The 26654-nt window shown below is 40.1% G+C and carries 26 protein-coding genes; 3 read left to right on the top strand and 23 right to left on the bottom strand.

The features are described 5' to 3' along the window. Nucleotides 1–28 precede the first annotated feature (28 nt). The gene (locus tag EU510_RS12480; protein ID WP_149593764.1) at nucleotides 29–2236 is read left to right on the top strand and encodes an EAL domain-containing protein; all 2208 of its coding nucleotides are present in this window, start codon (nucleotides 29–31) and stop codon (nucleotides 2234–2236) included. A 75-nt stretch (nucleotides 2237–2311) separates the two neighbouring features. On the opposite strand, the gene EU510_RS12475 is transcribed toward EU510_RS12480, so the two are convergent. Then, nucleotides 2312–3559 (bottom strand): glutamate-5-semialdehyde dehydrogenase, encoded by a 1248-nt coding sequence (locus EU510_RS12475; RefSeq protein ID WP_149593763.1) that lies wholly within the window; start codon nucleotides 3557–3559, stop codon nucleotides 2312–2314. After that, nucleotides 3556–4662, bottom strand: a complete 1107-nt coding sequence (proB, locus tag EU510_RS12470) for a glutamate 5-kinase (protein WP_149593762.1) — start codon at nucleotides 4660–4662, stop codon at nucleotides 3556–3558. Before proB ends, EU510_RS12475 begins: the two co-directional genes overlap by 4 nt. Before the next feature lie 870 nt (nucleotides 4663–5532). Between proB and EU510_RS12465 the strand changes: the two genes are divergently transcribed. Further along, nucleotides 5533–7380 (top strand): cation:proton antiporter, encoded by a 1848-nt coding sequence (locus tag EU510_RS12465; protein WP_149593761.1) that lies wholly within the window; start codon nucleotides 5533–5535, stop codon nucleotides 7378–7380. 70 nt (nucleotides 7381–7450) lie between these two features. Here EU510_RS12465 and EU510_RS12460 read toward each other — a convergent pair whose 3' ends face one another. The 21 genes from EU510_RS12460 to rpsJ form a co-directional block, all read right to left on the bottom strand. Continuing rightward, on the bottom strand, nucleotides 7451–8089 hold the full coding sequence (locus EU510_RS12460; protein ID WP_149593760.1) for a tetratricopeptide repeat protein: 639 nt from the start codon (nucleotides 8087–8089) through the stop codon (nucleotides 7451–7453). Nucleotides 8090–8200: 111 nt separating this feature from the next. Beyond that, nucleotides 8201–9514 carry an adenylosuccinate synthase gene (locus EU510_RS12455; RefSeq protein WP_024597266.1) on the bottom strand — a complete coding sequence of 438 codons (1314 nt, stop codon included), beginning with the start codon at nucleotides 9512–9514 and terminating at the stop codon, nucleotides 8201–8203. A gap of 214 nt (nucleotides 9515–9728) precedes the next feature. Further along, a complete protein-coding gene (gene hflC / locus EU510_RS12450; RefSeq protein WP_002957880.1) occupies nucleotides 9729–10607 on the bottom strand; it encodes a protease modulator HflC in 879 nt (292 codons plus the stop codon). Nucleotides 10608–10612: 5 nt separating this feature from the next. Next, nucleotides 10613–11782, bottom strand: a complete 1170-nt coding sequence (hflK, locus tag EU510_RS12445; protein ID WP_149593759.1) for an FtsH protease activity modulator HflK — start codon at nucleotides 11780–11782, stop codon at nucleotides 10613–10615. A gap of 100 nt (nucleotides 11783–11882) precedes the next feature. Next, entirely contained in the window at nucleotides 11883–13172 is a 1290-nt protein-coding gene (gene hflX / locus EU510_RS12440) for a ribosome rescue GTPase HflX (RefSeq protein ID WP_024597267.1), read from the bottom strand. 15 nt (nucleotides 13173–13187) lie between these two features. Beyond that, the gene (hfq, locus tag EU510_RS12435) at nucleotides 13188–13451 is read right to left on the bottom strand and encodes an RNA chaperone Hfq (RefSeq protein ID WP_002957883.1); all 264 of its coding nucleotides are present in this window, start codon (nucleotides 13449–13451) and stop codon (nucleotides 13188–13190) included. 78 nt (nucleotides 13452–13529) lie between these two features. Next, on the bottom strand, nucleotides 13530–14447 hold the full coding sequence (gene miaA / locus EU510_RS12430) for a tRNA (adenosine(37)-N6)-dimethylallyltransferase MiaA (protein ID WP_149593758.1): 918 nt from the start codon (nucleotides 14445–14447) through the stop codon (nucleotides 13530–13532). A 10-nt stretch (nucleotides 14448–14457) separates the two neighbouring features. Next, complete coding sequence (gene mutL / locus EU510_RS12425) at nucleotides 14458–16305, bottom strand: DNA mismatch repair endonuclease MutL (RefSeq protein ID WP_149593757.1); 1848 nt, start codon at nucleotides 16303–16305, stop codon at nucleotides 14458–14460. Nucleotides 16306–16341: 36 nt separating this feature from the next. Then, a complete protein-coding gene (locus EU510_RS12420) occupies nucleotides 16342–17685 on the bottom strand; it encodes an N-acetylmuramoyl-L-alanine amidase (protein WP_149593756.1) in 1344 nt (447 codons plus the stop codon). A 52-nt stretch (nucleotides 17686–17737) separates the two neighbouring features. Further along, nucleotides 17738–18202, bottom strand: a complete 465-nt coding sequence (gene tsaE / locus EU510_RS12415) for a tRNA (adenosine(37)-N6)-threonylcarbamoyltransferase complex ATPase subunit type 1 TsaE (protein ID WP_149593755.1) — start codon at nucleotides 18200–18202, stop codon at nucleotides 17738–17740. A 455-nt stretch (nucleotides 18203–18657) separates the two neighbouring features. Continuing rightward, on the bottom strand, nucleotides 18658–18915 hold the full coding sequence (gene rpsQ, locus EU510_RS12410; RefSeq protein ID WP_002957888.1) for a 30S ribosomal protein S17: 258 nt from the start codon (nucleotides 18913–18915) through the stop codon (nucleotides 18658–18660). After that, nucleotides 18915–19106, bottom strand: a complete 192-nt coding sequence (gene rpmC, locus EU510_RS12405) for a 50S ribosomal protein L29 (protein ID WP_002957889.1) — start codon at nucleotides 19104–19106, stop codon at nucleotides 18915–18917. Before rpmC ends, rpsQ begins: the two co-directional genes overlap by 1 nt. Then, the gene (gene rplP / locus EU510_RS12400; protein ID WP_002957890.1) at nucleotides 19106–19519 is read right to left on the bottom strand and encodes a 50S ribosomal protein L16; all 414 of its coding nucleotides are present in this window, start codon (nucleotides 19517–19519) and stop codon (nucleotides 19106–19108) included. The genes rpmC and rplP overlap by 1 nt, the downstream gene beginning before the upstream one ends. Before the next feature lie 12 nt (nucleotides 19520–19531). After that, nucleotides 19532–20233: a 30S ribosomal protein S3 gene (gene rpsC, locus EU510_RS12395; RefSeq protein WP_002957891.1), complete on the bottom strand. Its 702-nt coding sequence runs from the start codon at nucleotides 20231–20233 to the stop codon at nucleotides 19532–19534. Nucleotides 20234–20244: 11 nt separating this feature from the next. Continuing rightward, complete coding sequence (gene rplV / locus EU510_RS12390) at nucleotides 20245–20577, bottom strand: 50S ribosomal protein L22 (RefSeq protein ID WP_002957892.1); 333 nt, start codon at nucleotides 20575–20577, stop codon at nucleotides 20245–20247. Nucleotides 20578–20590: 13 nt separating this feature from the next. Further along, nucleotides 20591–20869, bottom strand: coding sequence for a 30S ribosomal protein S19 (gene rpsS, locus EU510_RS12385; protein WP_004588689.1), 279 nt, complete (start codon nucleotides 20867–20869; stop codon nucleotides 20591–20593). A gap of 15 nt (nucleotides 20870–20884) precedes the next feature. Then, entirely contained in the window at nucleotides 20885–21709 is an 825-nt protein-coding gene (gene rplB / locus EU510_RS12380) for a 50S ribosomal protein L2 (protein WP_149593754.1), read from the bottom strand. A gap of 15 nt (nucleotides 21710–21724) precedes the next feature. Beyond that, entirely contained in the window at nucleotides 21725–22027 is a 303-nt protein-coding gene (gene rplW, locus EU510_RS12375; RefSeq protein WP_149593753.1) for a 50S ribosomal protein L23, read from the bottom strand. Continuing rightward, nucleotides 22024–22629: a 50S ribosomal protein L4 gene (gene rplD / locus EU510_RS12370; RefSeq protein ID WP_008108340.1), complete on the bottom strand. Its 606-nt coding sequence runs from the start codon at nucleotides 22627–22629 to the stop codon at nucleotides 22024–22026. Before rplD ends, rplW begins: the two co-directional genes overlap by 4 nt. A gap of 17 nt (nucleotides 22630–22646) precedes the next feature. After that, a complete protein-coding gene (gene rplC, locus EU510_RS12365) occupies nucleotides 22647–23282 on the bottom strand; it encodes a 50S ribosomal protein L3 (RefSeq protein ID WP_149593752.1) in 636 nt (211 codons plus the stop codon). Nucleotides 23283–23309: 27 nt separating this feature from the next. After that, the gene (gene rpsJ / locus EU510_RS12360; protein ID WP_002957900.1) at nucleotides 23310–23621 is read right to left on the bottom strand and encodes a 30S ribosomal protein S10; all 312 of its coding nucleotides are present in this window, start codon (nucleotides 23619–23621) and stop codon (nucleotides 23310–23312) included. A gap of 581 nt (nucleotides 23622–24202) precedes the next feature. Between rpsJ and plsB the strand changes: the two genes are divergently transcribed. Then, nucleotides 24203–26641: a glycerol-3-phosphate 1-O-acyltransferase PlsB gene (gene plsB, locus EU510_RS12355; protein ID WP_149593751.1), complete on the top strand. Its 2439-nt coding sequence runs from the start codon at nucleotides 24203–24205 to the stop codon at nucleotides 26639–26641. Nucleotides 26642–26654: the final 13 nt, after the last annotated feature.

Genomic DNA, 26654 nt, shown 5'->3' with positions numbered 1-26654 from the left:
TTGCAAAGAACGCAAAGAAGGATAGATAGTGCATTCAAATTATCTCGCAAATGGCAATGGATTAACTGCAGAGCAAAAGCAAAAACCTTTAATTCTTATTGTTGATGACGAACCTAGTAATTTACACGTATTAGTTGAAGGACTTTTAACTGATTATGACGTACGTATTTCTACAAGTGGTGAACAAGCCCTCGTATTTGTTGAGTCAACACGTCCAGATTTAATTTTGCTCGATATAATGATGCCGGGCATGGATGGCTATGAAGTATGTAATATACTTAAAGCTAAACAGAACACGAAAGGGATCCCTGTCATATTTGTAACAGCGCTTACCGAAGAGGAGTCTGAAGAAAAAGGTTTTGCCATGGGCGCAATTGATTACATACATAAGCCTTATAAATTAGCACTCGTTAGAGCGCGTATTCGCACTCATATTACCGCTCAAGGCATGCTAGATAGGCTTATAGAAAAAAACTTTGATCTGCACGATAAACTCCTCGAAATAGAATCGCTTGCATTAGAATTAAGTGAGCGTGAAGAAGAACTCAAACAGCTTTCTTCAAAACAAAAATTATTTTATCAAGCTTTAACAGGCACTGCAGATGGCGTTGTTATTACAGATAGTGATGGCAAAATAATTGCTGTAAATCCCTCTTTTTGTCGTATTACAGGTTACTGTGAAGCTGATTCTCTGCAAATGCAGTTGCACGATATTAAACAAAATAATCATCCAAGTATTAGCTTTGATCAAGTTTGGCATCATGCAAATAGAGCGGGTTACTGGAGTGGTGAGCTGGTAACAAGACGAAAAAATGGCGAGCTTTATCCCGAATTACTAACTCTCAGTATGGTTAAAGGCGATCAAGATACAAACGTACATTACATTGGTGTCTTTAGCGATATATCTAGCTTAAAAGTCACTCAAGAACGAATAGATTACCTAACATGGCATGATGAACTTACAGGCCTACCTAATCGAAATGGATTTTTAAAACAATTAGAACAACAGCTCCAAGTCTGCACCTCTGAAAAAAATTACGCTTATATTTACATTATTGATATAGATAGCTTCCACTCAATTAACGATGGTTTAGGCTTACTTGCCGGCGATAAAATACTAAAAGAGCTTACTAAGCGTGTTCATTCCCATCTTGATAAAAAAGATATTATTGCTCGTTTAGGCAGTGATGAATTTGCAGTATTGTGTACACTTGATAAAGGTATAGGCCGAACTAGAGCTCAAATAGTTGCCCAAAGAAAAGCACAAGAGTTATTAATTGCCGTAAATCAGCCTTTCTTTGTTGATGAACAAGAAATAAGTTTAACTGTGAGTATTGGCACGTATATTTTTCCTCGAGAAGATCAATGGGAAAGTGCTATAGAAACAATTAGGAACTGCGAAGCTGCTTGTTACAAAGCAAAAGAGAAAGGGGGTAACAGAATTACCTTTTTTGATACCTCATTTGGCGAGCAAGCAAAGCGTCGTTTTGAAATTGAGCAAGATTTACGCAAAGCAATTACGCAAAATGAACTTTCCCTTTATCTACAATCTCAATTTGATAGAAATCATAAACTTAAAGGTGCTGAGGTTTTATTACGGTGGGAACATCCCCAAAAAGGCTTTATTAGCCCAGGGGAGTTTATATCGATTGCTGAAGAGTCTGATATTATTTATGATTTGGATTGCTGGGTCAGCTCAAACGCTCTAAAAATCTTAACGCAGATTAGTAAAACACACCCTGATTTAAACTTATCTATAAATATAAGTGGACGCCACTTTCATGAGCCACGCTTTTTAGACTTCATCAGCAATAAAATAGAACAATATGGGATTAATCCTCAACAGCTGACTATTGAAATTATTGAAGGGACTTTACTTAATCATATGGAAGCAGCCATTAGCGCTGTCCATCGTCTTAAAAAGTTAGGTGTAAGAGTATCAATTGATGACTTTGGTACTGGGTATTCGAGCTTAACTTACCTAAAACAATTACCAATACAAGAACTAAAAATAGACCGCTCTTTTGTTTTAGAAGCACCTACCGATAATAATGATAAATTAATTATTGATATGATTGTAAACTTAGGCCGTGTATTTGAACTCGAAATAGTGGCTGAAGGTGTGGAAAATCAATCTCACTTTGATTTATTTAAAGAATACCCTGAAGTAATATTACAAGGCTACCATTTGCATAAACCTGAACCTGCAAATGATTGGCTTGATAAATTAAATTAACTACAGAGTAGTCTAAAAACCAAAAAGCCGAACATTTTCATGCTCGGCTTTTTTAATAAAATTAAGCTTTAGTCGTTATCCGCGAACTTGGCCTACCCCATTAACTAAATACTTTTCAGTAGTTAGCGACTCAAGCCCCATTGGACCGTAAGCATGAAGCTTAGAAGTTGCTATACCAATCTCTGCGCCTAACCCTAGTTGTGACCCATCAGAAAAGCGAGATGACGCATTAACCATCACTACAGAAGCATCAACACTGCGTTGGAATAGCTCTGCAGCAGCTTCGTTTTTAGTACAAATTACTTCAGTATGGTTTGAACCAAACTGGGCAATGTGCTCAACCGCTGCCGTAAAGCTTGGAACAACGCGAATAGCGATTTCTAAGTCTAGGTATTCTTCACCAAATTCGTTATCGGCTAAAACAGTTGCGTTATCAAAGTATTTAGCAGCAAAACTGTCTGCGTTTATTTTTACACCTTCTTGGCGTAATACGACAGCACACAGATTTAAAAATTCATCTGCAACATCTTGATGAACAACTAAACCTTCGAGTGCATTACAAACACCAGTACGCTGTGTTTTACCATTAAGTAGTAAGTTGAGCGCGATTTCTAGATCTGCATCTTTATCAACATAAAGATGGCAAACACCTTTGTAGTGCTGAATTACAGGAATCGTACTGTTTTCGGTAACGAAGTTAATTAATCCTTCGCCGCCACGTGGAATGATTAAATCAATACTTTCACGTTGCTGCATTAGTTCCATTAATAGTGCGCGGTCCGGATCTGGAATCACTGAAATAAGCGATACCGGTAAGTTGTGCTTTTCAAGCACACTGTGCATTACGCTTGCAATAGCTTGTGAGCTTTTAAGGGCTTCTTTACCGCCTCGTAAAATAACACCATTACCCGATTTAAAACATAATGCGCCGGCATCCGCTGTAACATTTGGGCGTGCTTCGTAAATCATACATACAACGCCAAGAGGTACGCGCATTTTACGAATTTTAATACCATTTGGTCGCTCTGTGATGTCACGTAACTGACCAACAGGATCATCTAGACTTACTATGACTTCAATGCCTTCAGCCATTGCTTCAATACGCTCATCGTTTAGCGTTAAGCGGTCGATCATTGAAGCTGCTAAGTTATTATCGCGTGCTGCGCTTAGGTCACTTTCATTTTCTTTGATTATAAATGCTTTTTGCTCTCTTAGTGCCGCTGCCATTTCAACTAATACTTGGTTTTTAGTCTCGGTATCGAGTAAAGCAAGTGTATGTGCAGCTTTTGCTGCCTGACGTGAAATGTCCGTAATTAAACTCATGACTTCTCCAATAATGCGATATGTTTTTCAGATATAACTGGTCCAATTGAATCCTGCATTTTTTCGCTGAATTCACTCTGTTCGTTGTCTGCAATAAAGTTTAACAAACAGCTACTATAATTAGCGGTCGCTTTCGCCAAACGCGTACCGTCTTCACTACGTACTAAAATGGTATCACCAACAGCAAATTCACCATGCACTTCCATGATTTCATCACCACGAATACATCCGCTTTCACCTTCTAGCGATTCGTCAAATGATCCATCAACAACAACTTCGCCTTGCTCGTTTGCTGTGTGTGTCATCCAGTGTACAGAATCTTGCATTGGTTTTTCGTACGGTAAAAATACGCTGCCAGGGTTTTCTCCAGCTAGCAGCTTTGTAAATGTTTCTTCTTTAAAGCCGTTTATAATATAAGTCGCTATACCATGTGACGTTGCTTTTTCGGCTGCTTCTATTTTAGTTTTCATGCCACCAGTGCCAACAGCACTTGTTGCACATCCTGCCATAGCATAAATAGATTCATCAATTGATTTTATTTCAGGCAGTAACACCGCATCATCATGTAAGTTAGGATTTTTATCATACAACCCATCAACATCCGAAAATATCAACAATGCATCAGCATCTGCTGCAGCTGCAACCATGGCTGATAGATTATCATTATCTCCTACTTTTAAATCATCAGTAGTTACAGCATCATTTTCGTTAATGATAGGTAATATACCGTGCTCTAGTAGGGTAAATACGGTTTCACGAATACTCTGATAACGCTCATGATCACGTAAATCACCATGAGTCAATAATAACTGCGCTGAAGGAAAGTCAAAAAAGCGATCCCACATTGCCATCATTTCGGTTTGACCTGCTGCCGCCATTGCTTTTTTCATTACCACAGAACGTGGTTTATCTGATGGGAATAAATGTGCGCCAGCCGCTACTGAACCAGATGATACTAAAATCACCTCTATCCCGCGGGCACGACAACGAACAATGAACTGTGCGATGGTTAATATGTAACGCGAACGGCAGCCATCTTGATCTGGTGCAATTAATGCACTACCTACTTTAAGTACGATACGTCGCCAATTTAACTTTTGCATAAGTGTTCAACTTTCCATTTTATCTGCGCTCGCCTTAATTAGACGAGCTAAAACTAACTAGCTAGGTTTAAAACATAGCTTCGAATTTGTCTTTCATTTAGGCAACACTTTTTTTACACACACGCGAAAACCATATCTAAAACAATAAGCTTAGATTTAAGGTTAAGTATAAAGTAGCAACAACCCAATAATATTGAGCAGCACTAATCAAAAAATTTAAAAGTGTTGTTTATGCATCGCTGTAAAAAGCTGTGTGTGGCTTTTTTATTAACAACATACATAGAGCCTCTAAAGTCTGATACACCAACAGATAGGGTGAAGACCAAAGGACCGAGATTTAACCGCCACGATGAGGGTTAAACATTGAAAGTAATAGTTCAACTCAAACCTTTATTTACTTAAATAATTAAATAAACATGTTTAGCAAAACCATACCAAGAGTTCGGCAAATGAAATTATGTAGTGTTCAAATACTAGTAACATCACTAATGCATGATTATAAAGATTAAAAATGACGTTAAGATTAACAAACCACTTTTACTTCCAACAAACTTCATTAGATAACTAATTATTAGAACACGAAGTATATTACACTAAATACTTCTTAAAAATCAAGGTTAAAATTCGAGCGAAGCTAATTCCTTCTCGTTTGTGGTGTTAGATCGTTATTAAAATTCAATCTATTAAACAATTAATACAGCTTAAAATAAGGTGGCTTAACACGCGCAAAATAATTTAAGCCTACTAATTTTCTATAAGCAGCTAAAATTGATTAGTAATATTTGAATTTCCCGTGTATACCCCTGTATTAATAATTAACAAAAGTTATACTTTCTAAACAAACCTTCATAAATAAGGAATTCTTAATCTATGTCAGCAATTTACATAGCCGGTATCGCACTTTGCTCTGTGCTTGCCCAATGGGTCGCGTGGGCTTTTAGAGTGCCTGCTATTCTTTTCTTATTGCTTACTGGTCTTCTACTTGGGCCATTTAGTGGTGTATTAGACCCTGATGCACTTTTAGGTGATTTACTATTTCCTGTTGTATCACTAAGCGTTGCAGTCATTTTATTTGAAGGTTCACTCACTCTGCATTTCAGAGAATTAAAAGGGATAGGAAAAGTTGTAAGGAATCTCTGCTCCATCGGCATGCTTACTACCTGTATTATTATTAGCTTAAGCGCCTACTGGTTACTTGAGCTAAATTGGCGTGTTGCTGCGGTGTTAGGTGCAGTGCTTGTTGTAACAGGCCCCACCGTTATAGCACCTTTATTAAACTCAATGCGCCCAACACAAGACATAGACCGCATTCTTCGCTGGGAAGGTATAGTAATAGACCCTATTGGCGCATTATTTGCCGTATTAGTATTTGAAGCTGTAATGCTTGTAGGCCAAGGCGAAGTATTTAGCCACACCATAATTGCTTTAGTTAAAACACTTGGCGTTGGTTTAAGTATTGGTGTTGCAGCAGGTTGGCTAACAACACTATTAATGCGCCGCGAATGGCTACCATTTGAATTACATAAGTTTGGTATATTGGCATTAGTACTCATTAGTTTTTCTGTATCAAACTATTTAAGCCATGAATCAGGCCTATTAGCAGTGACTGTATTTGGCATTTGGCTTGCGAACCAAGACGATTTAGAAATAGATTCTGTACTTGAGTTTAAAGAAGACTTGTCGATGATATTAATATCAACGCTGTTTATTTTACTTGCAGCACGCTTACAGCTCTCTGATTTAATGATGCTCGACAGCGACGTATTTATATTTTTAGCCATAGTACTTTTTATTGCACGCCCACTGTGTATAGCAATTTCGACCTTTGGCACAGACCTACCAATGAAGTCTCGCTTAGTACTCGCCTGGATAGCGCCTCGAGGCATTGTTGCTGCAGCTGTTGGGTCGGTATTTGCATTAAGCATGATGGAAGCAGGTGTTGCAGATGCTGAAAAAATGGTGCCACTGATATTTACAGTGATCATCATTACAGTTGTACTACAAAGCTTAACAGCCATTCCTGTTGCAAAGCTATTAGGTGTACGCCAGCCATCTCCAAACACTATATTAATTATTGGTGCAAACCATGTATCACGTGCAATTGGGCGTGGCTTACAAGAGCAAAATATTCCGGTTCACCTTTCAGATCCTGCATGGGAAAACTGTAGAATGGCGCGTATGGATGGCTTAGCGTGTTATTACGGTAATCCGCAGTCTGAGCATGCAGAGCGTTATTTACCATTAACCACTATTCGCAGTGTATTAGCGTTGTCGCCAAACCGACATCATAATGCGCTGGGTGTGCAGTATTTCTCTCATTTATTAAATGAGAAAAATGTATTTTCTTTGCGCTCATCAACTTCTCACGCCAAGGCGAACAAAGACAGTGCCACATTTTTATCAAGACAAATACTATTTGGTGATGATGGCTCATATGCACGCTTAAGTAGCGTTATAGCTAAAGGCGGTAAAGTAAGCGCAACGCGCATTTCAGAAGAATTTGATTGGGAAAACTACCAAGAAATGAACCCTGAAGCTATACCGCTATTCATATTGAAAGGCGACAAAGACAGCGATGAAGATACACCTGTTAAACTAAGACCATTTACAATAAATATGGAAAAGCCGCCTCAAGAGGGCGAGCGTGTTGTTGCATTACAGCCTCCTAAAATGTCGGTTTTAAAAGATCCACAAAATAAGGCTAAAGAAGAAAGTTAAACTTTTTCACTCACTGTAAAACACAAAAACCCTAACTTATAAGTTAGGGTTTTTGTGTTTTTAGAGCCCATTAAATTGGAAGACGGGCTCGAGCAACTACGCTATCTGGCATTTTTTTCGCTAATTTGCTCAGTGCTCGCTCAATTTTTTTATGAGTCGCTTTATCTGCCACCATAGAGTTAAATAGCCAACGATAGGCATCTTCAAAATCACGCGGGCTGCCATAGCCATCATTAAATAATTTAACTAAACGTAGTTGTGCTTTTAAACTACCTTGCGACGAGGCTTCACGCAAATACGTAATTGCCATTGCTTTATCTTGCTGAACTAAGCGACCAGTGTCGTAGTATCGTCCCAACTGTTCTAGCGCTGCCGCTAAGCCTTGCTCAGCTGCTTTTCGCATGTAATACACACCCAACTCTACATTGCGATCAACGCACACGTTATAAGCCAGCATATCGCCGTATAAAAATTGATAAGACGGCAATGCCATTTTATTGGCTCGTGCTTCTATATCTTGCACTAACTGGCAATCATCTGCCTTTACGCGCGCTAAATGCGTATTTTTATTTATTAACGCAATTAGCTCTGATTCTGTATACAGCGGCACAGCAGCAGGGCTTTCTGTAGCTAAGCTGTTGGTTGCTATAAATAAAGACAGCGGAATTAACGAAAGCCTTAGTACGCAATTACGGTCAAATAAACGCATGTTCACCACTTATATAAATAAACTTGTTAAATAATATACAAAGATCGTTCCAAGGTGAATTTTAGACACAAAAAAAGCTGCACGAAGCAGCTTTTTTTAATCTAATGGTAATTACGCAAACGGATTGCGAAGCACCATAGTTTCTACACGGTCAGGACCTGTAGAAATAATATCAATTGGAACACCCGTAATTTCTTCAATACGTTTGATGTAGTCAATCGCAGCTTTTGGTAAACCGTCAAGACTCGTTACACCAACAGTGTTTTCTGACCAACCTGGCATTTCTTCGTATACTGGTGTTACTTTATCGTAACCTTCAGCCGCTAATGGTGTTACGTTAGTAACTGTGCCATCTTCAAGCTTGTAACCAGTACAGATTTTAAGTGTTTCTAAGCCATCTAAAACATCAAGCTTAGTTAAACAAAAACCTGAAATACTGTTGATTTGAACTGCACGGCGCATAGCCACTGCATCTAACCAACCAGTACGACGAAGTCGACCTGTTGTAGCGCCAAACTCATGGCCTTTATCACCTAGGTGCTTACCAACTGGATCTTGTTTATCAAGACCGTCGTAAAGCTCTGTAGGGAAAGGACCTGAACCAACACGTGTCGTGTACGCTTTAATAATACCTAAAACGTAATCAAGGTTTAATGGACCAAAACCTGCACCAGTCGCAACGCCACCAGCGGTAGTGTTTGAAGATGTTACATAAGGGTAAGTACCGTGATCTATATCAAGTAACGTACCTTGTGCACCTTCAAATAAAATGTTTTCGCCTGCTAAACGCGTTTGATCTAAAAGCTCAGTTACATCTACAACCATTGCTTTTAAGATATCAGCAACAGCCATTGCATCATCAAACGTTTTTTGGAAATCTACAGCATCTACTTTGTAGTAGTTAACTAAAGTGAAGTTGTGGTACTCAAGCACTTCTTTTAATTTAGCTGCAAATACTTCAGGATTAAATAAATCGCCTACGCGTAAACCACGACGTGCTACTTTATCTTCGTACGCAGGACCGATTCCACGGCCAGTTGTACCAATAGGCTTATCGCCACGAGCTGTTTCGCGGGCTACATCTAATGCAACATGGAAAGGCAAGATTAGCGGACATGCTTCACTTATTAAAAGACGCTCGCGTACTGGTACGCCGCGCTCTTCAAGCATGCCAATTTCTCTCATGAGCGCTTCTGGTGATAAAACTACACCATTACCAATCACACATTTAACATTGTCACGTAATACACCCGATGGAATAAGGTGTAGAACCGTCTTTTCACCTTCGATAACTAAAGTATGACCCGCATTGTGGCCACCTTGATAACGAACTACTAAAGATGCTTTGTCTGTAAGGAGATCAACTACCTTACCCTTTCCTTCGTCACCCCATTGGGTGCCTAATACAACAACGTTTTTACCCATCGTAAATTCACTTAGAGAAAATTAGGACGAGATTTTACCAGAAAACTAAAGTAAAGATCACCCCTGTTCAGCTTATTTTTTCTGCGGGCAATTGTTATATTCAAATATTGACCAATAACCACATAAATAACAGTGATTTAACGCACTAGTTTGTATTTAACAAAAAGCCCCGCAAATGCGAGGCTTTTTAACTTTTAAATAATTAACGTAAAGTCTATTGAGCTTTAGCGCCTTTCATATATTGGAAGAAGTCGCTATCTGGTGAAAGCACCATAACATCTTGCTTATCTTTAAAAGTCTTTTTGTAAGCTTCAAGCGAACGTACAAAACTAAAGAACTCAGGGTCTTTGTTATACGCATTAGCATAAATGCCTGCAGCATCAGCGTCGCCTTGACCACGTACAGAACGTGCATTACGTTCAGCATCAGCAAGCATTACTGTTACTCGACGGTCAACTCCCGCACGAATAGTCTCTGCTTTTTCTTGACCTTCAGAGCGGTGCTCTTTTGCAACTGCAGTACGCTCAGCGCGCATACGTTGGTAAATAGAGCTACTCACTTCTTGTGGTAGGTTGATTTGCTTAACACGTACGTCTAGTACTTCAATACCTAGCTCACGTGCACTTTCAGAAGCTTGTACTAACGCTTCTTCCATCAACTCGCTACGCTCACCTGATACAATTTCACGAATTGTACGTGTACCAAAGTTTGTACGAAGACCATTGTTTACTTTTTGCTTAAGTAGCGTTTCAGCATATTGCTTATCGCCACGAGCACGTAAGTAAAAAGCACTAAAGTCATTAACGCGCCATTTTACAAACGAATCAACAATTAAGTCTTTTTTCTCGCTAGTAACAAAGCGATCTGGCGCACCATCTAGCGTTTGAATACGTGCATCAATACGACGTACTTGGCTAAAAAATGGTACTTTAAATTGTAGGCCTGGGCCATATACAATCGCTTTATCGTCGCTATCTTTTTGTACTTTACTGAATAACATTACAATTGCTTTTTGCCCTTCAGGTACAACAAATACCGATGAGAAAGACATGACAATGGCAGCTAATAGTATTACTAAACTAAAGTTTTTCATTATGATTATCTCCCATCATTGAAGCGGTCGTTGTTAAAGCGGTCATTGCCACTATTAACAGAGCTATTGCGCGACGTATTAACTTTATTACGTAAGTCTTGAATATCACTTGAGCTTGGAAGTGCAACGCGTGTTGCAGCTCCTTGCTTGTCCATGATTTTATCAAGAGGTAAATACATCATGTTATTGCCGCCTTTAACATCAACCAATATTTTAGAACTACTCCCTAACACTTCTTCCATTGCATCAATGTATAAGCGCTCACGAGTAACTTCTTTAGCTGCTTGATATTCAGGTAAAAGCTTTTCAAAGCGAGCTACCTCACCTTGTGCTTCTAATGTAATGCGTTCTTGATAACCTTCTGCTTCTTGAGTCATACGCGTTACTTGACCACGAGCACGCGGTTCAATTTCACGAGCATAAGCTTCTGCTTCACGGATGAAACGTTCTTCATCTTCTTGTGCAGCAATTGCATCATCAAATGCATCTTTAACTTCAGTTGGTGGACGAGAGTCTTTAAAGTTCACGTCAGTAACAATTAAACCTAAGTTATATGGTTCGATAATCTTATTAAGCTCATCCCATGTATTTTGACGAACAACCTCACGGCCATTAGTTAATACTTGGTCCATTTTTGCATGGCCCACAACATAACGCAGTGCACTGTCTAGCGCTTCTTCTAAGCTACTATCAGCGTTAGTTACGCTAAATTCATAAAGGTATGGGTCAATAACACGGTATTGCACCTGAAACTCTACGCTCACTACGTTTTCGTCTTCAGTAAGCATAAAACCAGAAGCCGATAATGAACGAACTGCTTCAATATCTACTGGGATTACCGTTTCGATGAAAGTCATTTTCCAACGCAAACCAGGATCAGCAATTCGGTCATATTTACCAAATTGAAGAACCACACCACGCTCGGCTTCTTTAACCGTATAAATACCACTTAACGCCCATACAATAACGGCGATAATAAGTATGAATGAAATACCGGCTCCGCCAAGTCCACCGCCGCTACCATTGCCGGATTTTTTCCCGCCAAATAAGCCACTGAACTTGTTACTAAACTTGCGGAACACCTCGTCTAAATCAGGTGGGCCTTGATCACGTCCGCCTTTATTATTCCACGGATCTTTGTCATTGCCATTATTACCCGGTTCATTCCAGGCCATAGCTATACTCCATTGTTATCTAAATAAATTAGGAAATTGTGTTAAATCTAACAAATCTACCGCGTTTCTCATACAAAAACCGACATTAAAACGTCAATTTTTAATTACGGTTGATAAAACCAGCAATTTCAGGACCAAATTCTTTAATTAAACGATTCCACTCAACCATTGGCATTCTAACATCTAACAGCCAATTACCTTGCTCATCAAATTGCTCTTCATGCACTGCATTTAAACTAAACAATGCAGCTCTTAAGCGACCATACAATGGCGTAAGAAATAATGTTTCGTTAAACATCTTCTTAGCTAATAGCTCACTAATAGCCTCGCTAAGTAATTCACACCCTTCACCAGTCTGAGCGCTAAGCCATACTCTTATAGGTTGGCCTTCGTCGTCTCGATCAATACGTGGGCTTACGTTATCCAGCGCATCAATTTTATTATAAATTAATAGCTGTGGTACTTCATCGGCCTCAATTTCTTTAAGCACCGATTGTACTTGTTCAATATTTTCTTGCAGACGTGAGTCTGCTGCATCAATTACGTGTAACTGCAAATCAGCTTCGCGAGTTTCAGTAAGCGTTGCTTTAAAAGCAGCAACTAAGTCATGTGGTAGGTGACGAATGAAGCCTACTGTATCGGCTAAAATCACAGGGCCAACATCACCTAACTCAAGCTTACGTAGAGTCGGGTCAAGCGTGGCAAACAACTGATCGGCCGCGTATACATCTGAATTTGTAATTCGATTAAATAATGTAGATTTACCCGCATTGGTATAACCAACTAACGAAACTGTAGGTATTTCGTTGCGAGTACGAGCTCGCCTACCTTGTTCACGTTGCACTGCAACTTTAGCTAAACGTGCACGAATATTTTGGATACGGGCACGAAGTAATCTTCTATCAGTTTCAAGTTGAGTTTCACCAGGACCACGTAAACCAATCCCGCCTTTTTGACGTTCAAGGTGAGTCCAACCTCGAATTAATCGAGTCGACATATGGCGAAGTTGAGCCAATTCAACTTGCAGCTTACCCTCGTGGGTACGTGCGCGTTGGGCAAAAATATCAAGAATTAGTGTCGTTCTATCAAGCACACGACATTGACAAACGCGCTCTAAATTACGCTCTTGTGATGGCCTGAGTTGATGATTAAAAATTACGACATCTGCTTTGTGGATTTTGACAATCTCAGCTATTTCTTCTGCTTTACCGGTACCGACGAATAGTTTCGGATGTGGTGCTTGACGGCTGCCTTGCACAACCGCCAAACTACTAACACCAGCAGAAGATACCAACATTTCTAATTCATGAAGATCTTCACGATCTCCTTCTTTAGGTAAGTCGATATGAACTAAAATTGCCTGTTCGCCGGATTCATAGCGGTCAAACAAACATTATGCTCCTAATTAAAAGTTTCCAGCTTCTGCCTCTTCAGTGTCATCACTTCCTTGAACTGCTTGGAAGTTAACTGCGCGAGCAGGGACAACTGTAGAAATTGCATGCTTATAAACCATTTGATTTACGGTGTTCTCTAGTAAAATAACAAATTGGTCAAATGACTGAATTTTGCCTTGTAATTTTATGCCATTTACCAAAAAGATTGATACTGGAATGCGCTCACGTCGTAGTGCATTCAAAAATGGGTCTTGTAACGATTGGCCTTTTGCCATGTTATTGTTCCTTCGTTCTAGGTGTTATTATAATTAAGTGGCTGAACTTATTTGATAAAAAACAATATTCAACTACTACTAGCTTAGCGAACTTACTACACGATGCAAGTTTTCTTCGTTGCCTGTTGTTAACCAAGTAACATCAGGCCAACTACGAAGCCACGTTAACTGCCGTTTTGCCAGCTGACGTGTTGCTGCGATGCCACGAAAAACCATTTCATCATGGTTTGTTTCACCCGCAAGGTAATCCCACATTTGTCTATAACCAACACAACGAATAGAAGGCATATTGGGATGTAAATCCTTACGTAGATATAGGGTCGAAACTTCGTTTTCAAACCCCTGATCAATCATTATTTTAAACCTTTCTTCAATTCGGGTATGTAATTCACTGCGTTCTTGCGGTGCAATTGCAAATTGATGAAAAGTATAAGGTAAAGCCGGCTGTTTTTGCATTTGCAACTCAGTCATGGTCTTACCAGTTAACCTGTAAACCTCTAAAGCTCGATTAATTCTTTGTGAATCATTTTCACTTATTTTTTCGGCTGCTTTTGGGTCAACTTTAACTAATTCTTTATATAAATGAGGCCAGCCAAATTCTTTCGCTTGCGCTTCTAACTCTGCTCTTATCTCTGTATCTGCTTCAGGTAAAGGCGATAAACCATCAATTAAAGATTTGAAGTACAGCATTGTACCTCCAACCAACACAGGCACTTTACCTTGTCTGTGAAATTCGTCAATTTTTTGCACTGCATCGCGCCTAAAATCTGCAACTGAATACGTTTCACTCGGGTCAAGTAGATCAATTAAATGATGCGGAGCTTTGGCTAATTCTCCGGCATCAGGTTTTGCTGTACCAATGTCCATACCTTTATACACTAGCGCTGAATCTACGCTGATTATTTCTGTATTTAAATGCTCGCACAGCGAGATTGCCAATGCTGTTTTACCTGCTGCAGTTGGACCCATTAAAAATATAACTGGTAAATTACTCAACACTGATACCTTAATCTAATTGCGTTAAATAGTGATTTAGCTCTATTTTAACTGCTTTTTTACGCAAGCGTTCAATAGTTTGTGGATTATTTTGTAAGCGCATTTGTTGCGCTAAAAATACATTGCTTAAATAAAATCGGGTCGGCACACATTTCATCTGCCATTCTAACCAGTTTTCTATATTTTCAAGTTTTGCTTTACACGCATCAAGTAGCTCACCTACCGCTGCACTTACGTCAAGTAAATATAAACACGCTGGCAATTTTTTAACCATTACAAATTGTTTTTCTATTACAAGTTCAAAACCAAGTAAGGTAAACCACGATTGCTGGGATTCTATAAGTAAGCAATCTTCTTTTTCTAAGTTTACTCGCACTGGTAACAAAAGAGCTTTCCCTTCTAAACTTCCGAACTCTTTAATTTGATTATGCCAATCATCAACTAATGCATATTTAAAATGTGAGCAATACAGTTGCTGCTCTTCACTAAAGACACACACTCCTTCACTAACACTTATAATAGAAACAGCTTTTAAGACATTATCAACAGATACTGACTGGTGTTGTGCAGCAGATATATTGGCTGCATTATCAAAATGCGCGGCGTGTTGCTCACTTACCCCTTGATAAAACGCATTTACATCATGATGGCTCGTACTGGGTGCAGGACGGTATGCACTGCCAACACTTCCAGTACCTGAGGACGAACTTGAGCTACCAGCACTGCCAGAGGAAGAGGGCTGTAATTGCGATTTAGGGTAATCGAACACCCCTTCGCTTTCTATATTATTAGCACTGCTATGCGTTGACTCAATGAACGCAGCCGTGAATTCTGCTTCTGTGCTCGCTGATTCGTTAGTGAATTCGCCTTGCAATGGCACTACTACCTGCTTAATAGCTTGCAATATAAAATCATGAATTAACCGCCCTTGATGAAAACGCACTTCATGCTTAGCAGGGTGAACATTTACATCAACCTGTCGTGGGTCAATATCAATATAAATAACAAACCCTGGTAGCTCTTGCGTCCCACTTACCTCTTCAAACGCTTGGCGTATTGCATGCAAAATAAGCTTATCTCGCATCATGCGATTATTCACATAAGTGTACTGAGTAGTATTCGCTGAGCCTACAGGTAGCACCCAGCCATGCAGCTGTAAGCCGCCCTCTCCTGATTGAATATGCAAACCTTGCTCAGCAAAAGCCTTACCTGCAACTTGTGCTACGCGTGTTATAGCCTGAGAGGGATCAGTTTTGGCACGATACTGCCTTACTACTTTTTCGTTATGAGTTAGCGTAATAGAGACATCAAAGCGACTAAGCGCAATACGCTTTATCAACTCATCAATATGGCTAAATTCAGTTTTTTCGGTGCGTAAAAATTTACGACGTGCTGGAGTATTAAAAAATAAATCTTTTACTTCAATGGTTGTGCCATCGGGATGCGCTACAGGTTTTACTTGAACGGCCATGTCGCGGCCTTCTGCAAAAGCTTGCCAAGCTGCTTCTTGCTCTTTTGGTTTTGAGCTCAGCGTTAAACGCGACACAGAACTAATTGACGCAAGTGCTTCCCCTCTAAAGCCAAGTGAGCAAATGTTTTCAAGGTCATCAAGTGATTTTAATTTACTTGTTGCGTGGCGAGAAAGTGCGAGCGTTAGCTCATCTTTACTTATCCCTGCGCCATTATCACGAATACGAATAAGTTTGTGGCCGCCGCGCTCAATATCAATTTGAATACGCGTTGCGCCAGCATCTAAGCTATTTTCAACAAGCTCTTTTACTACCGACGCTGGGCGCTCAACCACTTCGCCTGCGGCAATTTGGTTGGCTAAACGCGCGGGTAATATTTCAATATTCATGAGACTTCCTAGCAAACATTGCGCTAATAATAATGACTAACTTTGAGGTATATCGAGCTCTTGTCCAATAAATAAGGTATTAGAACTAAGCTTATTAACTTGTTTTAATTTATTGACTGTAACGCCATAGCGACTCGCTAACATACTCAAAGATTCGCCGGGGCGTACTTTATGCTTTGTTGGATATTGCGACTTTAATTTAGCAAATAAAGAATCATCCGGCGGATTTTTCAAATAATAATTTTTAATGGAAGTAAATATAGCTTTAGCTAAACGCTCTTGATGATTAGGGCTTTTAAGTAGCTTTTCTTCTCGCGGGTTAGATATAAACCCCGTTTCTACCAAAATAGATGGAATATCTGGTGATTTTAGTACTGCAAGGCTCGCATGCTGGGGATCTTTTTTATGCAGTTTGGCAACTTTCCGAAGCTCTTTAACCACTTCGTCAGCTACATTTAGGCCAGTTTTCATAGAATGGTCCATCGACATATCAAGCAACGCTTGTGCTAGATATTTTTCATTGGCGGCATCTTTCATTACATCAGCAGCGCCGCCTAAGAGCTCAGAGTGTTTTTCTTTATCTTCTATCCATTTACCTATTTCTGAATTAGCACGTCTTAATGATAAAACCCACACAGAGGCACCATTTGGCCCAGGGCTTGTAAATGCATCAGCATGAATAGAAACAAAAAAATCTGCCTTTTTTTCACGGGCTCGATTAGTACGGGTATTTAATTTTACAAAATAGTCACCGCTTCGTACCATGCGCGAAATCATGCCACGTTCGCCATCAATCATGCGCTCTAAACGTTTCGCAATTTGCAGTGTAACTGTTTTTTCGTAGGTGCCTGATGGCCCAATTGAACCAGGATCTTCGCCGCCATGCCCCGCATCAATCGCAATAACAATGTCGCGCTCTTGGCTTAGTTGACGGTTTTTAGCCGCTGTTTGCGCAGGTGACACAACGGCTTGCTTTTGAGCTTTGTTATATAAATCGACTACTAATCTATTTTTATATGGGCCAGCGGGTGCTAGTGCAAAAATAACGGGTTTAACAGGAGAACTAAGCTCAAATACTAACCGGACGCTTTTTTTATTTTTAGGTTTAGAATAGCGCAGCTTACTAACAATTTGATGCTTTGGCGGAACGCCTGGCAGTATTTTAAGTTCACTAGTATTTTCTAAATCAACCACTAAACGGCTCGGGTTTTTTAGCATAAAGTAGCTAAAATCTGGCTTTTCATCTAGATCAAATACAACACGAGTGCTATCTGGCGATGGCCAAACTCGCGCACTATTAATAGTATTTTGTGCCCACAACGGTAAACTCACAACGAATACCATGAGAGTAAGAAAGAATTTAGTTATACCTCGAGTCATTTTAATAACCACTGCCTTAACTATTTTTATTATAAGAGCTAGTTTTCATATTTTAGCTATTTAGTTTTTCGACGATTGCTACACCACGCTCACTAGCGCTATTAATAACAATTTTACGCTCATCACCTACATAGCTTAAAGTAATATCTAAATCAGGCACAGGAATAAATTCGCCACCTTTTTCAGGCCATTCAACAACACAAATTGCATCTGGTGAAAAATAATCACGTATTCCCATGTATTCAAGTTCTTCAGGATCACCTAAGCGGTACAAATCAAAGTGATAAACATTTGCGCGTTCGAGCTCATAAGGTTCTACAAGTGTATATGTTGGACTTTTAACCTTACCTGTATGGCCAAAACCCTGCACTACTCCTCGAGTAAACGTTGTTTTACCCGCACCTAAATCACCATGCAAATAAATCACCGCACCTTGCTCAATAATATCAGCAACACGGTTACCCATTGAGACCGTGGCTACTTCATCAGTTAAATGAAATTCAAAACTACGCGTCATTACTACCTCAAAAGTTCATTCAAAAGCGCATATTTGCTAATCATACCAGAATATTAATTTAAGGCGATAAATTGAGGTTTTAGGCATAAAAAACCGGATAAACTTATAATCGAAGCAGTATTTGGATATCTATTTTTCGATACTTTGAAACTGTATCATTACAATCAAATAAGGTAAGTGAATTTTTTTGGCTAGAAGACAGTAAAAGAAAAGTAACACCGTTAATTAGACAACTAAATGCATGCGTTAAAGTAACTGAAATATGAAGCCTTATTATCTTATTTTTCTGCTCCAGCAGCCAGCCCTACTAACAAAACATAACTGGCACACGAAACTCCAGCCACTCCCTATATACCTTCCATATTTTCAGATGAGAGGGCTAACATACTCAGCTTTAAATACAAAAAGCCCCGGCTAATGCCAGGGCTTTTTTACAAAACTAACTTAATTAAAAATTAAGCTTGTTTTGGACTAGAAATAACGTCTACTAAAGTCCAAGATTTATTCTTAGAAATTGGTGCGCATTCACGGATAGTAACTACGTCACCCGCTTTTGCTGTGTTATTTTCGTCATGTACGTGTAACTTAGTCGTACGTTTAATGAATTTCCCATAGATTGGGTGCTTCACATAACGTGCGATAGCGATAGTGAAAGATTTTTCCATCTTGTCGCTGATTACACGGCCTTGAAGAGTACGAATTTTATCGCTCATTATTGACCTGCCTTCTGGTTAATAACTGTTTTTACACGCGCGATATCGCGGCGTACTGTTCTTAGCGTGTGTGTCTGAGCTAACTGACCAGTGCTAGCTTGCATGCGCATATTAAATTGCTCACGAAGTAGTCCTAGAAGTTCAGCATTAAGCTCTTCTACGCTTTTATCTTTTAGTTCGCTAGCTTTCATCACATTACCGTCCGAGTTACGAAAGTTGTTTTGAATGGCAGTTTACGAGCAGCAAGGTCAAACGCTTCACGAGCAAGCTCTTCTGAAACACCTTCCATTTCGTAAAGTACTTTACCAGGCTGAATTTCAGCAACCCAATATTCAACAGAACCTTTACCTTTACCCATACGAACTTCAAGAGGTTTTTCTGTAATCGGTTTGTCAGGGAAGACACGGATCCAGATTTTACCTTGACGTTTCACGTGACGCGTCATAGCACGACGAGCTGCTTCGATTTGACGAGCAGTCATACGGCCACGGCCAGTTGCTTTCAATCCGAAAGTACCGAAGCTTACTTTGTTACCGTTTTGCGCTAAACCGCGGTTGCGGCCTTTGTGCATTTTACGGAATTTTGTACGTTTTGGCTGTAACATTACTCGCTACCTCTACTTAGCACTTTTCTTGGCTTTCTTTGGTGCGCGTTTAGCTGGCTTCTCTTGCTCTTGTACTAGTGGTAAACCACCAATAACTTCGCCTTTGAAGATCCAAACTTTAACACCAATGATACCATAAGTGGTTAAGGCTTCAGAAGTTGCGTAATCGATATCAGCACGAAGAGTATGTAGAGGTACACGACCTTCACGATACCATTCTGAACGTGCGATTTCAGCGCCGCCAAGACGACCGCTAACTTCAACTTTAATCCCTTTTGAACCGATGCGCATTGCATTTTGTACCGAACGCTTCATAGCGCGACGGAACATAACACGACGTTCTAGTTGAGAGGCAATGCCGTCTGCTACTAGTTGTGCATCTAGTTCTGGTTTACGTACTTCAGAGATATTAATCTGAGCAGGTACACCAGCGATTTTAGTTACTGCTTGACGTAATTTTTCTACGTCTTCGCCTTTTTTACCGATAACAACACCCGGACGAGCCGTGTGGATTGTTACTCGGATTGATTTTGCTGGACGCTCAATAACGATTTTAGACACAGAAGCCGTTTTTAATTCCTTAGTAAGGAATGTACGAACTTTGTGATCGCCAAAAAGCTGTGCAGAGAAATCTTTTGAACTCGCGTACCAGGTAGAAACCCAAGGTTTAGATATACCTAGGCGAATACCAGTAGGATGAACTTTTTGTCCCATTACTTATACTCCTAGCTATCTGAAACCATAACAGTGATATGGCTTGTACGCTTAAGGATGCGGTCTGCGCGTCCTTTAGCACGAGGCATAATACGTTTCATTGTAGGACCATCGTCCACAAAGATCGTTGTTATACGAAGCTCATCAATGTCAGCACCTTCGTTATGCTCTGCGTTAGCAATAGCAGACTCAAGTACTTTCTTAACTAATACAGCCGCTTTCTTAGGGCTGTACGCCAGGATTTCTAGTGCGCGATCTACAGGTAACCCGCGGATCTGATCTGCAACTAGACGTGCTTTTTGCGCCGAACCAGAGGCGAATTTATGTTTAGCTAATGCTTGCATTTATCTTCCCCTCTTATCGTTTCTTCGCTTTCTTATCCGCAGCATGGCCACGGTAAGTGCGAGTTGGTGCAAATTCACCTAGTTTGTGACCGATCATTTCGTCAGAAACGAAAACTGGTACGTGCTGGCGACCATTATGGACAGCAATGGTCAATCCGATCATGTTAGGTATGATCATTGAACGACGGCTCCAAGTTTTAATTGGCTTTTTCTCACCGCTTTCCAAAGCTTTCTCTACCTTCTTCAGCAAGTGTAGGTCTATAAAAGGACCCTTCTTGAGAGAGCGTGGCATGGCTATTCCTCAATATTACTTAGTACGACGACGTACTATAAATTTATCCGTACGCTTGTTCTTACGCGTCTTCGCACCTTTAGTCGGTTTACCCCATGGAGACACAGGATGACGACCACCAGATGTACGACCTTCACCACCACCGTGTGGGTGATCTACCGGGTTCATGGCAACACCACGAACTGTCGGACGAATACCACGCCAGCGATTTGCACCTGCTTTACCAAGTGAACGAAGCATATGCTCAGCATTGCCTACTTCACCTAGTGTCGCACGACAATCAGATTCAACTTTACGAACTTCGCCTGAACGAAGACGTAATGTTACATACTGACCATCACGAGCAAGGATTTGAACGTATGCACCAGCAGAACGTGCGATTTGAGCACCTTTACCTGGTTTTAATTCTACGTTGTGAACAGTCGAACCTACAGGCATATTACGCATTGGTAATGCATTACCAGGTTTGATTGGTGCATCAACACCAGACTGGATTGCATCGCCAGCTTTTAAGCCTTTAGGTGCGATAATGTAACGACGCTCACCGTCTGCATATAATACAAGAGCGATGTTTGCGCTACGATTTGGATCGTATTCTAAACGCTCAACAGTGGCTGGGATGCCATCTTTAGTACGTTTAAAATCGATTAAACGGTAATGATGCTTATGACCACCACCGATATGACGAACCGTAATACGACCATTGTTATTACGACCACCTGATTTAGAGTTTTTCTCTAAAAGTGGTGCGTATGGCTTACCCTTATGTAGATCAGAGTTAACCACTTTAACTAGGTGACGACGGCCCGCAGAAGTAGGCTTACACTTTTGAAGTGCCATAATTCTATCCCCTTATTACTCGGCGCCGCCGACAAAGTCTAGCTCGCTGCCTTCTTTAAGAGTAACGTAAGCTTTTTTCCAGTCGCTACGACGACCGAAACGTGCGCCAGTACGTTTTGTTTTACCCTTAACGTTAAGTGTGCGAACACCAGTTACTTCTACTTCAAAAAGCTTCTCAACTGCTGCTTTAATTTCAGCTTTAGTTGCGTCATTTGCCGCTTTGAAAACAATCGTGTTGTTTTCTTCTGCAGCAATTGTGCTTTTTTCAGAGATGTGTGGAGCAAGGATCACTTTTAAAAGACGTTCTTCGCGGATCATGCTAGCGCCTCCTCAAGTTGCTTAACAGCAGCGGCTGTAATAAGTACCTTATCGAAAGCAATTAAGCTTACAGGATCGATACCAGCTACATCACGCGTGTCAACCTTATAAAGGTTACGTGCCGACAAGAAAAGATTTTCATCTACTTCTTCAGTCACGATAAGTACATCTTTAAGCTCAAGTTCTTTAAGCTTAGCAACTAGTTCTTTAGTTTTTGGTGCTTCAAGACCAAAACTTTCAACAACGATTAAACGCTCTTGACGAACTAATTCAGATAGGATGCTTTTAATCGCACCACGGTACATTTTACGGTTTACTTTTTGGCTGTGGTCTTGTGGTTTAGCTGCGAAGCTAACGCCACCTGAACGCCAAATTGGACTACGGATTGTACCAGCACGTGCACGGCCAGTACCTTTTTGAGCCCATGGTTTTTTACCACCACCGCTTACTTCAGAACGTGTCTTCTGAGCACGAGTACCTTGACGAGCACCTGCTGCGTAAGCAACAACTACTTGGTGTACTAATGCTTCGTTAAACTCACGTCCAAAAGTAGCTTCAGAAACTTCAAGAGCGCCAGAAGCGTCTTTGATTGCTAATTCCATCACTAAATCTCCAGGACTTATGCTTTAACAGCTGGTTTAACGATAACGTCACCGCCGATAGATCCAGGTACTGCACCTTTCACTAAAAGCAAGTTACGCTCAGCGTCAACGCGAACTAGTTCTAAGTTTTGAGTCGTTACACGCTCAGCACCCATATGACCGGCCATTTTCTTACCTTTAAACACCTTACCAGGTGATTGGTTTTGACCGATTGAACCAGGAGCACGGTGAGATAGAGAGTTACCATGTGTAGCGTCTTGCATGCTGAAATTCCAGCGCTTAACACCACCTTGGAAACCTTTACCTTTAGAAGTACCGGTTACGTCAACCTTGTTGATTTCGTTGAATAATTCAACAGTAAGCTCAGCGCCTACTTCAAAATCGCCTTCACCACCGTTAAGGCGGAATTCCCACAGACCGCGACCCGCTTCAACACCAGCTTTAGCGAAATGACCCGCTTTAGCTTTGTTTACACGACTTGCTTTTTTAGTGCCTGCGGTTACTTGAAGCGCGTTATAACCGTCTGTTGCGTCAGATTTGATCTGAGCAATGCGGTTAGGTGTCGCTTCAATAACTGTCACAGGGATAGATACACCATCTTCAGTGAAGATTCGTGTCATACCCACTTTACGACCGACTAGACCTAATGCCATTTTCCTAAAACCTCTCTAATCTTTCGATTAACCCAGGCTGATTTGAACATCAACACCAGCAGCAAGATCTAAACGCATAAGCGCGTCTACAGTCTTGTCAGTTGGTTCTACGATGTCTATCAGACGTTTATGGGTGCGGATCTCGTACTGATCACGCGCATCTTTATTAACGTGCGGTGAAGTTAGTACAGTAAAACGTTCAAAGCGTGTTGGTAGTGGGATTGGACCACGTACTTGTGCGCCAGTGCGTTTCGCAGTTTCCACGATTTCTGCCGTTGATTGGTCAATCAAACGGTGGTCAAAAGCTTTTAGGCGAATACGAATGCGTTGATTTGACATTCTTAACCTCAATATAAAGAGCATATAAAAGAGCATAAAAAAACGACCGAAACAATCTTAAAACTTAAGATGCCGGCTGTTTGATTATATCTACGTTGAGTTCCAAATCGGAACTCCTGTTTATTAGCTTGAGATCCAAGCTTAATTTATCCTTTCTAATCCCCAAAGGAATTTTGAAAGCCTGCGTATTATAGAGGTATTGGTGATAAATGCAACAACTATTTAGAAACAATACAATGACTGTAAATTTGATTAAATAAGCGCCCATAAATGCTTACTAGCTATACTTGAACTAATAGTTCTACCTGCTAGTCAATAAACAAGTTAACACCTTAATTACGCAAACTAAGTGATTTTTAGATATTATGGTATCCTACTGCGCTAATTTTGCCTTTAATATCAATTCGCTTATTAAAGTGAGCTATTTTGAGGCTGGAAAAACGTGTTGATAGTTAGGCAAAAAATTCGCTATTTAGTTGTTCTAAATGAGAATTTTTTAACGCAGGTAGCGACACGTTTAGCCCCGCAAAATGATTAAGTATTATTGCGGATTGGTATAATACTCTCAATATGGTGAGTCGATGCGTATTTTTAATTATTGTTTAAATGTTATGTCTGCTGGATTTAGCCGCTTATTTGTGAAAAGCAAAGTGCTGCCAGAAAATCCTATTAAACAGTATGAGCTAAACCCTGAGTATCCTACATTTTATATAGTGCGTTTAAATTCACGTTTTGATTTAGCCGCGCTGGCGCATGTTTGTAAAAAGAATGGCCTACCTAGTCCAACCGAAGAGCAAGTATTAGGAAACCAAAATTTAGACCGCTTTATTGGCATTAAAAACCCGCCGCCACTCTTTGGTGATGAAGCTAAGCCAACCAATGCTTTAGCTCAAGGTAAGCAAATTATTGAGTACCTCATACAAAGCGGGCAGCAAAACGTACAAGTTGTTCCGGTTACTATTTTATGGGGACGCGACCCAGGTAAAGAAAAGCCAGGATTGCGCACTTTAATCACACATTCCCTAACTCCTAGCTGGTTTAGAAAGATTTTTGTGGTGTTGTTTTCAGGTCGCGATAACTTTATTCGCTTTAGTCAGCCTCTCGACTTATCGCTGTTAGTGAATGAAAAAGCTGACGTAAGTGAATTACCACATAAGTTGTTACGTGTTGCACGTGTACACTTTAAGCGTCAAAAACTTGCAGCTACGGGCCCTAAAATGCCCTCTCGCGAGCAATTATTTAATTCATTATTAGCATCACCTACAATAAAAAAAGCAATTCAAGATGAAGCCAACGCTAAAAATATTAGCCAAACAGAAGCTCGTCAAAATGCACTTAAGCTACTTGATGAAATTGCCGCTAATTACTCTGAAGCAATGATACGTGTGGCCGAAAGGTTTTTAACTTGGTTATGGAATAAGCTTTATAATGGTATTGATATTAAACATGCTGAGCAAATTCATGAGCTAACCGATAAAGGACATGAAATAATTTATATGCCTTGTCATCGCAGCCATATGGATTACTTACTGCTTACTTACTCTATTTATCATTTGGGTTTAGTACCTCCGCATATAGCTGCTGGCATAAATCTTAACTTTTTCCCTGCCGGTGGCATATTTAGACGCTCTGGTGCGTTTTTTATTCGTCGCTCATTTGCAGGTAATAAACTTTATTCTGCCATATTCAAAGAGTATTTAAGCCAACTGTTTATTAAAGGTTACTCTGTTAAGTTTTACACGGAGGGCGGTCGAAGCCGAACTGGACGCTTACTTCCGCCTAAAACGGGTATGCTATCTATGACATTACAAGCAATGCTACGCGGAATAGACAGACCAATATCTATTGTTCCTGTGTATATTGGCTACGAGCACGTAATGGAAATTAACACCTACCTTAAAGAGCTGGATGGTAAAGATAAAAAAGGCGAATCTATATTTGGTATTTTTAAGGCAATCAAAAACCTTAAAAACTACGGTCGTGGTAATTTAAACTTTGGCGATCCAATCTCTATTAACCAATACTTAAACGATAACCAACCTGATTGGCGTGATTCAATACACCCAACTGACGTGCAAAAGCCACAATGGTTAGCACCACAAGTAACTAAACTTGCCGACCAAGTAATGGTTAAAATTAATAATGCAGCGGCGCTTAATGCGGTTAACTTACTAGCGATGATATTGCTGGTTAACGATAAACAAGCATTGAGTAAACCAAAGCTATTAGCACAGCTTGATTTTTATCTGCGCTTACAGCGTGATGCAAGCTACAGTAATAAAGTAACTACACCAGACGAAACACCTGAACAATTACTAACGCATGCATTAAAGCTTAATAAGTTTGAAGTTATCAGTGATGAGTTTGGCGAAATTATTACGATTAGCGATAAAGAAAAAGTACTGTTTAATTACTACCGAAACAATATTTTGCACTTGTTTGCAGTACCAAGCTTAATTGCACTACATCTATTTAAACAACACAGCACAACTATTGCTCAATGCCAGCAACTTGTAAAAACGTTTTATCCGTTGTTTGCTAAAGAGTGGTATTTACAGCCTCTTGATGAAAACTACATAACGCGTATTTTAGCTAATTTTGCCGATCAAAATTTAATTGAGTTTGATGGCAATAACATTCATATAACAAACGGTAATGACTGCCTAGCTAAGCTAGAAATGCTTGGACGAGCACTTAGCTTTACTTTGCAACGATACGCGATTGTGATTGGTTTTATTCAAACAAGTGATGGCATTGAAAAAGCTGAGCTAGAGCGTGAAAGCCAAGTACTCGCACAACGTTTAGGTACACTGCATGGTATTAAAACACCTGAATTTTTTGATAAAAAAGTACTTGTTAGTTTTATCGAAAACTTACGTGGAGAGTCATTAATAACAGAAGGTGATGAGGGCTTAGTAGGCAGTACACAACTTTGCGAAACCTATGCACACCTTAAAACATTACTGCCAGCACGCGTCTGGCAGTCAATCAGCGATATAGTACAAGATCAGTGTAACTAGTACTATATCTATA

This window comes from Pseudoalteromonas sp. FUC4 (assembly GCF_008370255.1).
GTDB lineage: Bacteria > Pseudomonadota > Gammaproteobacteria > Enterobacterales > Alteromonadaceae > Pseudoalteromonas.
Note: the sequence above shows the minus strand (reverse complement) of the source record. Positions and strands in the feature narration are given on the sequence as shown.

Coding starts and splice junctions, on each gene's coding strand:
- EU510_RS12465 (WP_149593761.1), top strand. CDS start 5,533: ATGTCAGCAATTTACATAGCCGGTATCGCACTTTGCTCTGTGCTTGCC.
- rplP (WP_002957890.1), bottom strand. CDS start 19,519: ATGTTACAGCCAAAACGTACAAAATTCCGTAAAATGCACAAAGGCCGC.
- hflK (WP_149593759.1), bottom strand. CDS start 11,782: ATGGCCTGGAATGAACCGGGTAATAATGGCAATGACAAAGATCCGTGG.
- hfq (WP_002957883.1), bottom strand. CDS start 13,451: ATGGCAAAAGGCCAATCGTTACAAGACCCATTTTTGAATGCACTACGA.
- rplW (WP_149593753.1), bottom strand. CDS start 22,027: ATGATCCGCGAAGAACGTCTTTTAAAAGTGATCCTTGCTCCACACATC.
- proB (WP_149593762.1), bottom strand. CDS start 4,662: ATGCAAAAGTTAAATTGGCGACGTATCGTACTTAAAGTAGGTAGTGCA.
- rpsQ (WP_002957888.1), bottom strand. CDS start 18,915: ATGAGCGATAAAATTCGTACTCTTCAAGGCCGTGTAATCAGCGACAAG.
- rpsS (WP_004588689.1), bottom strand. CDS start 20,869: ATGCCACGCTCTCTCAAGAAGGGTCCTTTTATAGACCTACACTTGCTG.
- tsaE (WP_149593755.1), bottom strand. CDS start 18,202: ATGACGCGTAGTTTTGAATTTCATTTAACTGATGAAGTAGCCACGGTC.
- rpsC (WP_002957891.1), bottom strand. CDS start 20,233: ATGGGACAAAAAGTTCATCCTACTGGTATTCGCCTAGGTATATCTAAA.
- rplV (WP_002957892.1), bottom strand. CDS start 20,577: ATGCAAGCATTAGCTAAACATAAATTCGCCTCTGGTTCGGCGCAAAAA.
- EU510_RS12475 (WP_149593763.1), bottom strand. CDS start 3,559: ATGAGTTTAATTACGGACATTTCACGTCAGGCAGCAAAAGCTGCACAT.
- EU510_RS12460 (WP_149593760.1), bottom strand. CDS start 8,089: ATGCGTTTATTTGACCGTAATTGCGTACTAAGGCTTTCGTTAATTCCG.
- hflC (WP_002957880.1), bottom strand. CDS start 10,607: ATGAAAAACTTTAGTTTAGTAATACTATTAGCTGCCATTGTCATGTCT.
- mutL (WP_149593757.1), bottom strand. CDS start 16,305: ATGAATATTGAAATATTACCCGCGCGTTTAGCCAACCAAATTGCCGCA.
- EU510_RS12420 (WP_149593756.1), bottom strand. CDS start 17,685: ATGACTCGAGGTATAACTAAATTCTTTCTTACTCTCATGGTATTCGTT.
- rpmC (WP_002957889.1), bottom strand. CDS start 19,106: ATGAAAGCTAGCGAACTAAAAGATAAAAGCGTAGAAGAGCTTAATGCT.
- rplD (WP_008108340.1), bottom strand. CDS start 22,629: ATGGAATTAGCAATCAAAGACGCTTCTGGCGCTCTTGAAGTTTCTGAA.
- plsB (WP_149593751.1), top strand. CDS start 24,203: ATGCGTATTTTTAATTATTGTTTAAATGTTATGTCTGCTGGATTTAGC.
- rplC (WP_149593752.1), bottom strand. CDS start 23,282: ATGGCATTAGGTCTAGTCGGTCGTAAAGTGGGTATGACACGAATCTTC.
- EU510_RS12455 (WP_024597266.1), bottom strand. CDS start 9,514: ATGGGTAAAAACGTTGTTGTATTAGGCACCCAATGGGGTGACGAAGGA.
- rpsJ (WP_002957900.1), bottom strand. CDS start 23,621: ATGTCAAATCAACGCATTCGTATTCGCCTAAAAGCTTTTGACCACCGT.
- rplB (WP_149593754.1), bottom strand. CDS start 21,709: ATGGCACTTCAAAAGTGTAAGCCTACTTCTGCGGGCCGTCGTCACCTA.